This window comes from Idiomarina seosinensis (genome assembly GCF_044797955.1).
Classification (GTDB): domain Bacteria; phylum Pseudomonadota; class Gammaproteobacteria; order Enterobacterales; family Alteromonadaceae; genus Idiomarina; species Idiomarina seosinensis_A.
In genome coordinates this window covers 238,876-253,598 of sequence record NZ_CP085211.1, presented here as the reverse complement: position 1 = coordinate 253,598, position 14,723 = coordinate 238,876, and the positions used below count along the sequence as shown (strand labels likewise).

The 14,723-nt window shown below is 49.5% G+C and carries 11 protein-coding genes; 5 read left to right on the top strand and 6 right to left on the bottom strand.

What is annotated here, in order from left to right:
• Positions 1 to 34: 34 nt before the first annotated feature.
• On the bottom strand, positions 35 to 2,614 hold the full coding sequence (locus LG288_RS01205; RefSeq protein WP_404401224.1) for an EAL domain-containing protein: 2,580 nt from the start codon (positions 2,612 to 2,614) through the stop codon (positions 35 to 37).
• 120 nt (positions 2,615 to 2,734) lie between these two features.
• Between LG288_RS01205 and greB the strand changes: the two genes are divergently transcribed.
• Positions 2,735 to 3,223, top strand: a complete 489-nt coding sequence (gene greB, locus LG288_RS01200; RefSeq protein ID WP_404401222.1) for a transcription elongation factor GreB — start codon at positions 2,735 to 2,737, stop codon at positions 3,221 to 3,223.
• Between the two features lie 61 nt (positions 3,224 to 3,284).
• On the top strand, positions 3,285 to 5,609 hold the full coding sequence (locus LG288_RS01195) for a Tex family protein (RefSeq protein WP_404401220.1): 2,325 nt from the start codon (positions 3,285 to 3,287) through the stop codon (positions 5,607 to 5,609).
• 12 nt (positions 5,610 to 5,621) lie between these two features.
• Here the strand turns inward: LG288_RS01195 and LG288_RS01190 are convergent, their stop codons facing one another.
• The 3 genes from LG288_RS01190 to LG288_RS01180 all read right to left on the bottom strand — a co-directional run bounded on the left by LG288_RS01190 (position 5,622) and on the right by LG288_RS01180 (position 8,030).
• Positions 5,622 to 6,488, bottom strand: a complete 867-nt coding sequence (locus LG288_RS01190) for a putative metalloprotease CJM1_0395 family protein (RefSeq protein WP_404401218.1) — start codon at positions 6,486 to 6,488, stop codon at positions 5,622 to 5,624.
• 13 nt (positions 6,489 to 6,501) lie between these two features.
• Complete coding sequence (locus LG288_RS01185) at positions 6,502 to 6,813, bottom strand: flagellar basal body rod C-terminal domain-containing protein (protein ID WP_404401216.1); 312 nt, start codon at positions 6,811 to 6,813, stop codon at positions 6,502 to 6,504.
• Positions 6,814 to 6,896: 83 nt separating this feature from the next.
• Positions 6,897 to 8,030: a fatty acid desaturase gene (locus tag LG288_RS01180; RefSeq protein ID WP_404401214.1), complete on the bottom strand. Its 1,134-nt coding sequence runs from the start codon at positions 8,028 to 8,030 to the stop codon at positions 6,897 to 6,899.
• 238 nt (positions 8,031 to 8,268) lie between these two features.
• Here LG288_RS01180 and fabR point away from each other — a divergent pair, with 238 nt between their 5' ends.
• Both fabR and LG288_RS01170 read left to right on the top strand, forming a co-directional pair.
• Complete coding sequence (fabR, locus tag LG288_RS01175) at positions 8,269 to 8,844, top strand: HTH-type transcriptional repressor FabR (protein WP_404403117.1); 576 nt, start codon at positions 8,269 to 8,271, stop codon at positions 8,842 to 8,844.
• Positions 8,845 to 8,858: 14 nt separating this feature from the next.
• The gene (locus LG288_RS01170) at positions 8,859 to 10,886 is read left to right on the top strand and encodes a prolyl oligopeptidase family serine peptidase (RefSeq protein ID WP_404401212.1); all 2,028 of its coding nucleotides are present in this window, start codon (positions 8,859 to 8,861) and stop codon (positions 10,884 to 10,886) included.
• Between the two features lie 89 nt (positions 10,887 to 10,975).
• Here LG288_RS01170 and pckA read toward each other — a convergent pair whose 3' ends face one another.
• Entirely contained in the window at positions 10,976 to 12,577 is a 1,602-nt protein-coding gene (gene pckA, locus LG288_RS01165) for a phosphoenolpyruvate carboxykinase (ATP) (RefSeq protein ID WP_404401210.1), read from the bottom strand.
• Between the two features lie 201 nt (positions 12,578 to 12,778).
• Here pckA and LG288_RS01160 point away from each other — a divergent pair, with 201 nt between their 5' ends.
• Positions 12,779 to 14,095 (top strand): sodium-dependent transporter, encoded by a 1,317-nt coding sequence (locus tag LG288_RS01160; RefSeq protein ID WP_404401209.1) that lies wholly within the window; start codon positions 12,779 to 12,781, stop codon positions 14,093 to 14,095.
• Here LG288_RS01160 and coaD read toward each other — a convergent pair.
• Complete coding sequence (gene coaD, locus LG288_RS01155) at positions 14,092 to 14,580, bottom strand: pantetheine-phosphate adenylyltransferase (protein WP_404401207.1); 489 nt, start codon at positions 14,578 to 14,580, stop codon at positions 14,092 to 14,094. The genes LG288_RS01160 and coaD overlap by 4 nt on opposite strands.
• Between the last annotated feature and the right edge of the window lie 143 nt (positions 14,581 to 14,723).

The window sequence follows — 14,723 nt, the reverse complement described above, 5'->3', positions numbered from 1 at the left end:
TCATCACACTCTGCTTTTTAGTTAAGTGATATTATCACTGTTGTAACCAATGCGCCAGCGGTTGAGGACGGCCCAACAAATATCCCTGATAGCGGCTGCAGCCAAGTTCAGATAGTTTCTGTTGCTCTTCTTTTGTTTCGACACCTTCCGCCAGCACTTCCAGCTGTAAGCTATTCGCCAGTGCGATAATGGTCCGGACGATGGCGGTATCATTATCGTCATTCATTAAGTCGCGCACAAAAGACTGGTCAATTTTTAGTTGTTTTAGCGGCAATCTTTTTAAGTAGCTTAGCGATGAATAGCCAGTACCAAAATCATCGAGTGAAAACTGCAGGCCCAGGTGATTAAGCTCCTTCATGATGGTTACGCTTGTCTGGCTGTCATCCACTAAAATACTCTCAGTCAGTTCCAGCTCTAATTTATGCGCCACCGGTGATTGCTGAACGGCCTTTTTCAACTCCGGCAAAAAGCTGTCTTGTTTAAACTGACCGGCGCTGATATTGATAGCCACAACACAGTCGGAGTAAAGCGGATGATGCTGCAGCTGCTCAAGGGCATCAATGGCCTGCGCCAGCACCAATGAATGCAGCTGCGGCATCAGTCCCGAGTTTTCAGCCACGGGGATGAACTGCGCGGGCGAAACCTGTCCCAGCTGCGGATGGTACCAACGCAACAAAGCTTCAAAACCGGTGCAGTTTAACTGATCAGTCAGCTGAAACTGGGGCTGCAGATGTATTTGCAGCTGCCCGGCCTTTATTGCTTTTTGTAACTCGGTTTCCAGGTAATGACGCTGATTAAAACTTTGCTGCAGAGCGGGGTCAAAAAACTGGATTTCATTGCCGCCGTTGGCTTTTGCTTTAGCAACGGCTAAATCAACGGTTTTCAGCAAGCTATCGGCGCTTTCAGCCTCGGCGAAAAATCCGGCACCGAAACTAAAGCTGGCATGATATTCAACGTCACTGAGGCGATAAGGTTCACCCAGGCGTTCGCGAATATCATGCAGCCGCTGCTGTAACAGGTTCTGCCGCTGCTGCACATTATCTGGTAGTTGCTTAAGCAGAATAAAAAACTCATCAGACGCCAGCCGACCGGCCGTGTCACCATGACGCAATTCAAGTTCCAGCCGCACGGCAACGGTTTTTAGTAACTCATCACCATACTCATGCCCGAGCGAATCATTCACAACTTTAAACTTATCAATATCAATGAGCACCAGAGCATTACTGGCAGCGCCCTGCTCAGCGTCGTAGATACTATGAATATCCTCAAGTAACCAACGTCGGTTTGCCAGCCCTGTTAACACATCAAAGTAAGCAAGCTGCCGAAGCTGGCTTTTTAACTGCTCATACTCTGAGATATCGGTACAAATACCGCATAAACCGGTGATCTCGCCCTGGCTATTTTTTAAAGGCACTTTAACAGACCAAATCGGTACGCCCTGTTCTTCGCCCTGCAGCTTATTTAACTCGTACTGCGCCAGCCTTCGGCCAGTTTCCAGCACCTGGTGGTCGTTTATTGTAAGCTGCTCTGCACTCGTACTCTCAAAAAAGTCCTGATCCTTAAGCCCAATAACATCTTCAGGTTGGCCACCAAACAAATCGGCAACCTTGCGGTTAACATACTGATATTTTAAATCCCGGTCTTTTATGAAAATAAAGGCGTCCACGCTGTTTAAAATAGTTTCTAAACGACTTTCGCTTTCCTGCAGTGCGTGAGTTTTTTCACGAATGGATTTTTTTAACAGCCAACTGAAGGCAAGCAACAACAGGCTTACTAAGGTAACAGCGGTCAGAGTTACCCATAACCAGATCGGTACCTGAATTTTTTCTGCATTGCCGTTCCAGTGTTCGATGATGGCATAATACGCCGAGTCTGACTGGTTTTTTAGCTGATTGAGAGAAGCGTCAATGGCCGACAAAAGCTCACTGTTTTTTTCCGCCGTGGTGGCAAAGTACAGTTGACTGGGCAAAAACATAATCGGCGTCATTACCACGTCGGTATCGGCGACTTTCTGACTTCCGAAAAACTGGTTAGTTGCGACAGCATCCACCTGGCCCTGCTCTAAAGCCAAAAAGCCAGCATCATAGGAACTCACCGGTACTAGCCTAATATCAATTTCGAACTGGACGGCTATCTGTCTTAAATAGCCTTGTTGCACGGAGCTCTCGAGTACCGCCACCGAACGCTTGTCTAAATCCATTAAAGTAACCAGATTGGTTCGCGGAAGTGCGTACAATTGTGACCAGCTTAAAAGCGCCGGTTCCTCGTGAAAATCAAAACGTTGGCGACGAGATTCATTAGCCGCGACATCGGGCAACAAGTCAATACGGCCGGACTCCAGCCATTGCAAACATTGCTGCCACTGGCAAACCACTGGCTGCAGCTGCCAGTCATTTTGCTCGGCTATATAATTTAACAGGTCCCCGTGAATACCGCTAATGCGCTCGCCTTCAAGCAGCAGCTTGGGCGGGTTGTGATAAACGCCCACGCGCACTTGTTTGGTTTTGTCTGACGAAGAGGGAGACTGCTCGGTAATAACTTGAGCTAATGGCAAACCTATGATCAAGAAGGCAGCGATGACACTTAGCCAGGCAATGCTCGCTGATCGTTTCAATTGAATCCTGCCCTGTTGTAATTATTTGCCAGGCTCACACTATAACGAGCTGAAGTCTGTTAGCCAATAGCATAAACTAGATTGCTTAATTGTTATTAACGCCAGAGTTGAGCAGTCGCTATGAAAACCAATTTAATTACCCGCGCCGGTTATCAAAAACTGCAGCAGGAGCTCACCACTCTGTGGCGGGTGGATCGCCGTGAAACAGTAGAAAAAGTCAGCTGGGCTGCGAGTTTGGGGGATAGAAGCGAAAATGCCGATTACAAATACAACAAGCAGAAGCTTCGCAAAATAGACGGGCGGATTCGCTATCTCAGTAAGCGGCTGGATCAACTAAAAGTTGTTGATTATGCCAGCCAACAAGATGGCAAAGTCTTCTTTGGCGCTTTTGTCGAGGTTGAACAGGAACAAGGAACTATCCGTCGCTTCCAGATAGTAGGCCCGGACGAGATTTATCAACAAGACGGCGTTATCTCAATTGACTCACCAATGGCCCGCGCCTTACTAAAAAAACAGGTAGATGATGAAGTACAGGTTGAAACACCGGGCGGTCAGCAGCTGTGGTTTATTAATAAAATACAGTACCAACCTTTTACTAACGGCGGATGATCGGATTTCGTAAGCTCTTGAGTGTGGTAAACTTCGCCCATTGCCAATTAAGAGAGACGCTATGAATTCAATACCTCAGCAGTTAGCCAGCGAACTTAAGGTACAACAAGAACAAGTACAAGCGGTTATTAACTTACTGGACTCAGGCTCTACGGTGCCTTTTATTGCCCGTTACCGGAAGGAAGCAACCGGTGGCCTGGATGACTCGCAGTTACGCCAGCTAGCTCAGCGCTTAACTTATTTACGTGAGCTTGAGGACCGCCGCGGTGTCGTGCTGCGCTCTATCGAGGAGCAACAAAAACTCACTGCTGAGCTTGAACGGCAAATTAAAGTCACCACCAGTAAAACCGAGCTGGAAGATCTCTACCTGCCCTTTAAGCCAAAACGCCGCACAAAAGGCCAGATTGCCATCGAAGCAGGCCTGCAGCCATTGGCGCAATCTCTGTGGGAAAACCCGCAGCAACAGCCTGAGCAGCTGGCCGACAGTTATCGTAATACAGAAAAAGGGTTTTCGGACACCAAGGCAGTACTGGAAGGCGCGCGGGCTATTTTGATGGAGCAGTTCGCTGAACAGGCGGAGCTGCTTAAGCGCTTGCGAGAATACCTGTGGCAGAATGCCCACCTGACAGCAAAGGTCATCGAGGGCAAAGAAAAACAAGGCGCTAAGTTCCGTGACTACTTTGACTTCAGCGAAGCACTTAAAACCATCCCCTCGCACCGCGCCCTAGCGCTATTACGCGGCCGCAATGAAGGCTTCCTGCAGCTGGCAATGGATGCGGATCCGGGGTCTGAAGCAGACAGCGGCTCTCAGGCTGAAGCACTGATCGCCGATTATTTGCAGTTCAGCCACCAACAACGCGCCGCCGATGACTGGCTGCAAAAGGTCATACAATGGACCTGGCGAGTTAAATTGTCGTTGCACATGGAGACCGAACTGATGGGTCGGGTCCGGGAGCGGGCCGAAAGTGCTGCGATAGAAGTTTTTGCAGGCAACCTGAAAGACTTATTGATGGCTGCCCCGGCCGGGTCAAAATGCACGATGGGTCTGGACCCGGGGGTTCGCACCGGTATCAAGGTCGCGATTGTCGATAAAACCGGTAAAGTTCTGGCAACTAATACCGTTTTTCCTTTTGCGCCCCAAAATCAAATGGATAAAGCGAAAAGAACACTGGCCGGCCTGTGCAAACAACACAAAGTTGAACTGATCAGTATTGGTAATGGCACGCACTCGCGCGAAACCGATAAGCTGGTTGCTGAAATGCTGAAAGACCAGCCTGAAGTAAAGGCAACAAAGGTTATTGTTAACGAAGCCGGAGCCTCAGTTTACTCTGCCAGTGAACTCGCTGCCCTGGAGTTTCCTGAACTTGATGTTTCCTTACGTGGAGCAGTTTCCATCGCCCGTCGTCTACAGGATCCGCTGGCGGAACTGGTAAAAATAGAACCTAAATCGATTGGAGTCGGACAATACCAGCACGATGTCAGCCAGTCGCAACTGGCACAGAGCCTGGATGCAGTAATTGAAGACTGTGTTAACGCCGTTGGCGTTGATATTAATATGGCGTCGGCGCCGCTTTTACAGAGAGTTTCAGGCCTGTCGAAACTTTTGGCAAAAAATATAGTAGCTTTTCGTGATCAAAATGGCGCCTTTAACAACCGTAAACAGTTACTGGATGTCAGCCGCATGGGGCCTAAAGCTTTTGAGCAATCCGCAGGCTTTTTGCGTATCGCTGTTGGTGAGCAGCCACTGGATGCTTCCGCTGTTCACCCGGAGGCATACTCCGTAGTCGAACGCATCGCGGCCAAGAACCAGGTGGCGGTGGCCGATCTTATCGGTAATCGGCAGCTGTTAAGTCAACTTAATGCAGAGGATTACACCGACGAGCATTTTGGCCTGCCAACCGTTAAAGATATTATCGCAGAACTCGAGAAGCCAGGCCGCGATCCACGCCCTGAATTTAAAACTGCAACCTTTAAAGAAGGCGTTGAAAAGGTCAGCGACTTGAAAAATGGGATGACACTGGAAGGTGTGGTCACCAATGTCGCCAACTTTGGTGCCTTTGTGGATATTGGCGTTCACCAGGATGGGCTCGTTCATATCTCAGCGCTATCAAATCAGTTTGTCAGCGATCCGCGGGACATAGTAAAAGCAGGCGATATTGTTAAAGTGAAAGTCCTTGAAGTTGATCTGGAGCGCAATCGCATCAGCCTGACCATGCGCCTGGAAGATAGCCCGCAGCCAGCAGCGGCGGGTAAACCAAAGAAGACTGAAGCTAAACCCGCTAAGTCTAAAAGTCGACCATCAGCCCAGAAAGCTAAACAACCGCCGGTTAATTCGGCAATGGGAAGTGCTTTAGCGGATGCTTTTGCAAAAGCGAAAAAGAGCTAAACTGGACTGTTTTCACGCTGAGGCGGTGAAGCCCGAAGCCGACGGGCTGACCCGCTGTTGGTAAAAGTTGGCAATCATCGCGCCACGTTCAGGGGCTGATAAGGTTTTACGTTCGAAGCCGTAGCCCCCTGCTGCAGCCACTGCAGGCTTGTCCGTCTGCTCTTCCTGCCGGGCTTCCTCCAGTGCTTTGGTTATGGGCCCCCGGATAAGGGAACTGACGCTGGAATCGCTTTCTTCTTCGGCAATATTATTTTGTTGCGCCAGCTCGGCGCGTGCCTGAGCCGCTTTTGTGGCTGCGTCAGCAGCAATGGCGCGATCTGCTGAAGAAGGCTCCGCAGGAGCGAGAGCCGCGCGACGCACAACGGTCATTTTTTGTATCGTTGCCTGAGGGTCGTCAGCCACAACGCTGACATCAATTGGTACTTCGCCACCAACCGCATAAGACTTACCGTCAGAACCCCTCTCGTACTCGTAACTCGGGCTGCCGGCATACTGGCCTCCAACCGCGGCATGAGCCTGCTCGTGGGTGCGAACTTCAGCATCGCGGCTTTTCAGTTCGCGCAGCTGTTGTTCTATTTCACGTTGCTCTACAGGGGTGCGATCAGCTTCTGTTTTATCTTCCGGGCGACGCGTATCAGCCGCTTCACCGGATGCTGATTCATCTTCGGAGCTGGTTTTGTTGGCGGTTGTTGCTTCTGACTTTTTATCCGGGCGGATTGGGCGCTGTTGATTTGTGCTGTTTTGATCGGTGGCGGTTCCGTTTTCAGGAGCAGCAGAAGACTCCCGTACCAGCGACCGCTGCTGGTTGTCCTGTCCAACTAAATCCGAAGCCGGCATCGGAGATGCCGGTATAATCGGTAAAGCTGTGGTTATGTTCATTAGGCGTTAACGATTAAGCACTGGTATCAATCAGCGTGCCTAACATCTCATCAGCAGTTGCTACTGTCTGTGCGTTTGCCTCAAAGCTGGTTTCACCTTGCTGCAACCCAATCAGGCTGTCTGTGGCGTTGTTAGCACTCACAGCCTGGCTGGTTTCACTGGCACTTTCAGTTGCTGCGGTATTACCCGCTGACTGCGCGTTAGTCTGCTGCTGAACATCGTTACGGCCGCTTGCATTAGCAATTTCGGCACTGGCTTCAGTCACTTGCTGACTTGCACGCTGAAGCCCTTGTAAGCCAGCATTCATTGCACCATTAATTTCCATGAGCACCTCCTGAGTGCGGCAAAAACTTGCCACCAGTATTGTACAAAAAGCGATCAATTTCAAGTGCGATTTAGTCAGCAACCTCAGGCATGCTGGTTAATCTGGCTAACCAATTGACGCCAGTGACGTTTTTGTTGTTCTACGGCCTGTTGCAATTCTTCTACCTGAGCTTTTAACGCATCCAGATTAACCTGTTCGCGTAAATGCTTTGCTTTACCATCCAGTAATTTTTTACGCGCCTGATAGTAATTACGTAATAAAACCGCTAACTCATCATAATGGTTCTGCGCTCGCTCCAGCAGTGTTGCCGGCGCCGAGGAGGCCTTGTTTTGCAAACGCTGTAACTGCATTTGTAAACGGGCTTTCTCGACCTGATAGGCCGAACTGCGTTTTAAACCAGAGGCTAAACCCAGCCAGCTAAACGAACGAATAAGCCACTTGGTGGGATCAAACTGCCACCAGCGAATACCGTTGCGGTAGTCGGCCGAAAAAATATGGTGGTAGTTATGATAACCTTCACCAAATGTCAGAAACGCCAGTACACCATTGTCCCGTGCTGAGTTTTTATCTGTATAGGGCTGCGAACCCCAGACATGGGCCAGAGAGTTAATAAAAAATGTCGTATGGTGATTTAGCACCAGGCGCAGAACACCAACAACCAGCAGTGCGCCCCAGATATCTCCGACCATAAAGCCAACCAGCAGCGGCCAGCCAAAATTAGTTAACAGCGTTAACGCCAGATAATGGCGATGTTGCCACATAACAATCGGGTCCTGCTGCAGATCTTTGACGTTGTTGTAGTCGCTATAAAGGCTTGCGTGATACTCACGCAGCATCCAGCCAATGTGCGAATACCAAAACCCGCGCTGAGCTGAGTAAGGGTCTTTGTCATTATCATCGACATGAGTGTGATGAACCCGGTGGTCAGAAGACCAGTGTAAGGCACTGTTCTGTAATGCCAGAGCTCCGCCGATTGCAAACACAAAGCGCACTACCGGATTAGCATTATAGGTGCGGTGAGACCACAATCGGTGATAACCCGCCGTTATCGAAATGCCAGCAAAACACAGCGTCGCCAGCATGATCCACCATAAGCTACTGTCAATACCGACACTCACGGCATACCAGGGTACGGCAACCGCTGCTATTAAGAAGGTGATAAGGAAAACTAAGGTGTTAAGCCAGATAATGGGTGGCTTAGAAGTTTGTTCTTTCATTTAAATTACAGCCTGATTGTTCAATAAATAAAGCGATACACAAATTAGCGTACAGCTGTACGCTGAATCTACGGGTTTTAGCTTCAAAATACAAGCAATAATTGTGTAAAATCCTGTGCTAGTATCGACTATCAGAAAAAAATTTAAGCAAAGTGAGCCACCGTTGAGTAAGACAACAAACCTTGGCGTGCGAGCGCAGCAGAAGGAAAAAACCCGTCGTGCACTGATAGACGCTGCAATGAATCAATTGAGCGCCGAAACAGGTTTTTCCAGTCTCAGCCTGCGAGAGGTTGCGCGCGAAGCTCATATCGCACCCACTTCGTTTTATCGCCATTTTCGCAATATGGATGAGCTGGGCCTGACCCTGGTCGATGAATGCGGACTAACTCTGCGGCAATTGTTGCGTCAGGCACGCCAGCAAATTAATAATGGTGGTTCCATTATCCGGGTATCGGTAGAAACCTTTATGCAGTATGTGGCCAGCAATACGGCTATTTTTCGTTTACTGCTACAGGAGCGCACCGGCTGTTCGCGGGAGTTTCGTTATGCTGTAGCCCGCGAACTTGAGCACTTTAAAGCCGAGCTGGAAGATTACTTGATTAATGAGCAAGAGTTTTCAGCCAGCCTGGCGCAGCTTCAATCCGATGCCATTGTTAAAATTGTCTTTAGCTCGGGTGCTGACTGTTTCGATGCCAGCAGCAGCGAACGTAAACAAATTACTGAGGCAACCATACAGCAAGTCAGGCTGGTTGCCCGCGGAGCGGAATCAACGCGCCGCTCACTGACCCAGTCATGCAGTCAAAATAAGCCATAAAGCAGGAGAAACACATGTTAATCAGAACCCTGGGCACCGTCAGTCTACTGACCTTCGCCCTTACCGGCCAGGCGCGCGAGATGACGCTTTTGGAAACGGTAACCACACAATCGGTTGCGCGGGTAGATTTATCACCGGACGGGCAATATACCGCGGTGCTTAAATACATCCCCAGAGTCCCTTATCAGGATGACGACGGCAGTGGTTTTACCGAGCTGGCCTTAATCGACCGCCAGGGCAACGAAACACTGTACCTGAACCGCGAACAGAGCTTTTCCGGCGTGACTTTTGGACCCAATAGCGAGTACTTATACTTTACCGCTAAATGGGATGAGGATAAGTACAGTGAACTGTACCGGATTCCGGTTGATGGCGGCGGCGTACAGTCGTTTTATGAGTTCGAGGGTAATATTGGCGCTTATAATTTTAGCCGCGACGGCAAAGCACTCATTTTTACCTCACAAGGTAAACCCAATGAAGACAAAAAAACCTTAGCTGAAAAAGGCTTTAAGGCCGAAGTTTATGAAGAAGAGCTGGACTATACTCACTTATACCACGTTGATCTAAGCTCTGATGAAAAGAATGCTGAACAAGTGTCCGGTCCCGGGCAACATATTCTATCGGCCCAGTTTCATCCCGACAACCAGCATATTTTGGCCCGCGTAGCACCTACCCCGTTAGTCGATGACAACTACATGAGCAGTCAGTATCACTTACTAACGACAACCGGCGAAATAAAACAAAGTTTTGAAACTGCCGGCAAACTAGGCCAGGCCGACTTTTCTCCGGACGGCCGATATCTGGCTCTGATTGCGGCGGCAAATTACAACGACCCGTCTGCCGGCACGCTGATGGTCTGGGATTCCCAGACCGAAGAAATGCGCAATGTGCTGCCGGATTATCAGGGATCGGTGCGTGATTTTAGCTGGCGCACCGATCAGGAGCTGGTATGGCTTGGTCATCGCGGCACTGAATCAGAAGTTCAGGCGTTAACCTTAAAGTTTCTTGAAAATCGCGTTTTGATCGAACCCGGCGAAGCCATTTTTACCAGTCTTGACGGGGAGCCGGGCGTTAGTGATATCAGCTTGCAGGGCAACCGCCCGGAGCATCCTAACGAAGCCTTCCGGCTGAATGACTCACAGCTCGAACGGCTGACCGTGTCTAACCCCTGGCTGGATGAAATTACGCTGCCGCGGCAGGAAACTGTCCAGTATGAAGCCCGTGACGGTTTGCAGCTCGAAGGTGTGCTGGTGTACCCGACAGATTATCAGCAGGGTCAGTCCTACCCCACCATAATGGTCATTCACGGCGGGCCTGAAGCCCACTACAGCAATGGCTGGCTGGACCGTTATGGTTCGCCGGTTAAGCACGCTGCGGCTAAAGGCTATGCGCTATTTTTCCCCAATTACCGTGGCAGCACCGGCCGTGGTGTTGAATTTTCGATGCTAAGCCAGAACGACTATGCCGGCAAAGAATTTGACGATATCGTTGATGCCAAACAGCATTTAGTGAATGAAGGAATTGCCGATCCAGATCGTGTTGGTATTACCGGCGGTTCTTATGGCGGCTATGCCTCAGCGTGGGGCGCAACGAAACAAACTGAGCATTTTGCAGCCAGTGTTATGTTTGTTGGTATCAGCGACAACATCTCAAAGTTTGGTACTACCGACATTGCTAAAGAGATGCATGCGGTTCATGCGCGCAGCTACCCATGGGAGAAGTGGCAATGGTATCTGGAGCGAAGCCCCATCTATTATGCTGAACAAGCCCGTACCCCTATCTTGATCATGCACGGTAAAGAAGATACCCGCGTCCACCCATCGCAATCAATGGAGCTTTACCGTTACCTGAAAACCCACGGCAATGTTCCGGTACGTCTGGTTCTTTACCCCGGCGAAGGCCATGGCAACCGTAAAATGGCAGCTCAGCTGGACTACAGCCAACGACTAATGCGCTGGATGGATAGCTTTCTGGTTGAGCAGGCAGAGACTAAACCACCCCATGAACTGCCCCACTTAGAAAACATGAACAGCAGTGACTGAAGGTTGGCAACAGGCGGGAATTTCCGCCGAGCAATAAAAAAGGTCCCCGGCACTACCGGGGACCTTTTTTTAAACCACAATTTGTTTATTTACAGCTGCGGTCCGGCAGCAACTAAACTCTGGCCATTATCGGTATCAGTAAATTTCTCGAAGTTAGCCACAAAGCGCTGAGCTAAGTCCTGCGCGCGAACCTCCCATTCCTGGGTATCTTCGTAGGTATTACGCGGATCCAGAATATCGGTGTCTTCGACTCCGGACAATGTCGTTGGCATAGCCAAATTGAAGTACGGCAACTGAACAAAATCAGCGTCGTCAATGGAACCATCTAAAATGGCATCAATGATGGCGCGCGTTGCTTTAATCGAGATACGCTTACCCGTACCGTTCCAGCCGGTGTTAACCAGGTACGCATCGGCGCCGGCCGCTTCCATTCTTTTTACCAGCACTTCAGCATACTGAGTCGGGTGCAGGGTTAAAAATGCAGCCCCAAAACAGCTGGAAAAGGTTGGAGTTGGCTCGGTTACACCACGTTCGGTACCCGCCAACTTAGCAGTAAAACCTGACAAAAAGTGGTATTGAGCCTGTTCTTTCGTCAGCTTCGAAACCGGCGGTAACACGCCAAAGGCATCAGCGGTCAGGAAAATAACTTTCTTCGCATGGCCTGCTTTGGACACTGGCTTAACGATATTATCGATATGATAAATCGGATAAGATACGCGGGTATTCTCGGTTTTTGAATTATCATCAAAATCGACACGACCATCATCCCGTACGGTGACGTTTTCAAGTAATGCATCACGACGGATGGCATTATAAATATCCGGTTCAGCTTCTTTTGATAAGTTAATCGTCTTGGCGTAACAACCACCTTCAAAGTTAAAGACGCCATCATCGTCCCAGCCGTGCTCATCGTCTCCGATCAGAGCGCGTTTCGGATCAGTCGACAAGGTTGTTTTACCAGTTCCGGATAAGCCGAAAAAGACCGCAACGTCTCCTTCTTCACCGACATTTGCAGAGCAGTGCATTGAAGCGATACCCTGCAGCGGCAAAAAGTAGTTCATCATCGAGAACATACCTTTTTTCATCTCGCCGCCATACCAGGTGCCGCCAATTAACTGAATTTTCTCGGTTAGGTTAAAAGCAACAAAGTTTTCTGAATTCAGTTGCTGCTCTTGCCAGTCCGGGTTAATGCACTTAGCTCCGTTCATCACCACAAAATCAGGCTCAAAACTGTCCAGCTCTTCCGCTGTCGGCCGGATAAACATGTTTTTAACGAAGTGTGCCTGCCATGCCACTTCGGTGATAAAGCGCACTGCCAGCCGGCTGTCCGGGTTAGCACCACAGTAGGTATCGACAACAAACAGGCGCTTATTCGACAATTGCCCGGTAACCAGCCCTTTAAGACTGTCCCAGGTATCCTGAGACATGGCTTTGTTATCGTTTTTGCCTTGATCGGACCACCAGACAGTGTCTTTTGTCACGTCATCACGCACAATGTATTTATCTTTGGGTGAGCGCCCGGTAAAAATTCCGGTGTCTACGGCAACGGCTCCTAAATCAGTCGTTACTCCCTTTTCAAACCCGTGTAAGTCATCACGTGTCTCTTCGGCGAAAAGTACATCATAAGACGGGTTGTGGACAATCTCCTGGACGTTGCTGATGCCATAGCGGCTCAAATCCAAATTTGGCATGACGTAAGGCTCCTGAAAATACGGTCTTTAGCGTAAAAGCAAATGAACAGCGCTACTATCGGCGTCCAAACAGCACTGTTTTGATTAAAATTCGGACGCGAATGTTACCGTTTCACGGTAAAAAAAGATAGGGCAAAATTCTCTCAGTCCGTTAGAATGCGCGCTTGGCCAGTATTTTTCGTAATCAGTAAGTAATTTTTTATGCGCGAGTCATTTCACAGTCGGTTAGGTTTTATTCTTGCAGCTGCCGGTTCAGCCGTAGGCCTAGGTAATATCTGGGGTTTCCCCACCCAGGTTGCTAATCACGGTGGCGGTGCTTTTTTACTGGTTTATCTGGTAGTCATCTTTGTGCTGGCCATCCCGGCCCTCTACAGTGAAATGCTGATTGGCCACCACGGCCGCGCTAACCCCGTTCGTTCTCTGGCCCGTTTAAGTCAGGCGGGTACCCAGTCACTGGGCGCCGGTATCGGTTTTTTAAATGTGATTGGCTCGTGCTTAATGCTGAGCTTTTATCATATCGTTGCCGGTTGGATGCTGGTTCACGCTTTAGGCTATATTGCCACCCTACTCGGTCTGAGTGCTGTCGCTGACTTTTTGTTTACCGGATCAATGACCCGGGATTTAGGCTTCACAGCACTGTTTTTAGTGACCACCGGCTGGGTGGTGCTGCAGGGCGTTGAGTACGGCATCGAGCGATGGTCAAAACGGTTAATGCCAACGCTGGTTCTGCTGCTGCTGGGGCTAATTGTTTACATGGGCTCACTGGCCGGCGCCAGCGATGGTTTTCAGGCATACCTGGTACCGCGATTTTCGCAACTCAGTGATCCGGAAATTTATCTGGCCGCCATGGGTCAGGCCTTCTTCTCGTTGTCTATTGGCCTGGGCGGCATGATGATTTATGGCTCTTACCTATCGCCAAAAGCGAAGCTGGGCCGGCTGAGTTTGTCAGTCGCCGCTCTTGATACCAGCATAGCATTTTTGGCCGGTTTACTGATCATTCCGGCCTTGTACGTCGGCATTGAGTTAGGTGTCAACGTATCCAACGGCGATGAGCTGATTGGTGAAGGACAGCTGATTTTTGCCATTTTACCGGAACTGTTTAACAGTATGGGCGTGGTCGGCCCGCTGGTTGGTTTTGCGTTCTTTATCTTACTGAGTATCGCGGCTTTAACCTCGACGATAGCACAGGCGGAAGTGCCGGTTTCCTATCTACTGGAGGAGAAAAACCTCAGCCGCAAGAATGCGACAATGACGGCCCTGGCCACTATCGCCGTGCTGTCGTTTAGCCTGGTGCTTTTCTTTGATCCCTTATTTGGCTGGGTTGTTACCGCCGTAACACAATTTCAGTTACCCCTTTCCGGTATTTTCTATTTGTTGGTTGTTGGCTGGCTATGGCGGCGTACTAATCACTTGCGCCTTATTGCTCAGCAAAGTTTCTGGCTAACAGCATTGCGCTGGCATTTGCGCTATGTCTGTCCTGTTTTAATGGCGCTGGTGTTTATTAATACAGCGTTTTAATGTCGGCCTCGGAATTTTTCAATCAGCGCTGAGGCCACCCGTGGATCGGTAAAGCCGCTAACATCACCGCCATGTAAGGCTACCTCTTTAACAAGGGTTGAGGAAATAAATGAGTTTTCCTCCGCAGGCGTTAAGAAAACGCTTTCCAGCTCAGGATGCAGCCGACGATTCATGTTGGCCAGCTGAAATTCATATTCAAAATCAGATACTGCCCGCAACCCCCTTAACAACACGGTAGCTTGCTGATCCTTGGCAAAATTAACCAGCAAGCCGGAAAAACCCACCACCGACACATTAGGCAGGCCATCAGTGACCTGCTGAGCTAACACGACTCGCTCCTGCAAAGTAAATATGGGTTTCTTACTGGGGCTTTCCGCTACTCCGACGATCACTTTATGAAACAAGTTGGCAGCACGTTCAATTAAATCATAGTGACCATTAGTAACCGGATCGAAAGTCCCTGGATAAATGGCTTTTGTGTGCATGGCTGGCCCTTATGCTGAGGTCATTGCTAAACTAATGGGTAAAGAGTACACCTTATTGAACGCCCGACTCAAACGCTAAATTCAAAATAAGGATGCGGCCAGGCTCTAACCTGAGTAAAATGAACGATACATTTGCCACTATC

Coding starts and splice junctions, on each gene's coding strand:
- greB (WP_404401222.1), top strand. CDS start 2,735: ATGAAAACCAATTTAATTACCCGCGCCGGTTATCAAAAACTGCAGCAG.
- LG288_RS01195 (WP_404401220.1), top strand. CDS start 3,285: ATGAATTCAATACCTCAGCAGTTAGCCAGCGAACTTAAGGTACAACAA.
- LG288_RS01190 (WP_404401218.1), bottom strand. CDS start 6,488: ATGAACATAACCACAGCTTTACCGATTATACCGGCATCTCCGATGCCG.
- LG288_RS01185 (WP_404401216.1), bottom strand. CDS start 6,813: ATGGAAATTAATGGTGCAATGAATGCTGGCTTACAAGGGCTTCAGCGT.
- LG288_RS01180 (WP_404401214.1), bottom strand. CDS start 8,030: ATGAAAGAACAAACTTCTAAGCCACCCATTATCTGGCTTAACACCTTA.
- fabR (WP_404403117.1), top strand. CDS start 8,269: ATGAATCAATTGAGCGCCGAAACAGGTTTTTCCAGTCTCAGCCTGCGA.
- LG288_RS01170 (WP_404401212.1), top strand. CDS start 8,859: ATGTTAATCAGAACCCTGGGCACCGTCAGTCTACTGACCTTCGCCCTT.
- pckA (WP_404401210.1), bottom strand. CDS start 12,577: ATGCCAAATTTGGATTTGAGCCGCTATGGCATCAGCAACGTCCAGGAG.
- LG288_RS01160 (WP_404401209.1), top strand. CDS start 12,779: ATGCGCGAGTCATTTCACAGTCGGTTAGGTTTTATTCTTGCAGCTGCC.
- coaD (WP_404401207.1), bottom strand. CDS start 14,580: ATGCACACAAAAGCCATTTATCCAGGGACTTTCGATCCGGTTACTAAT.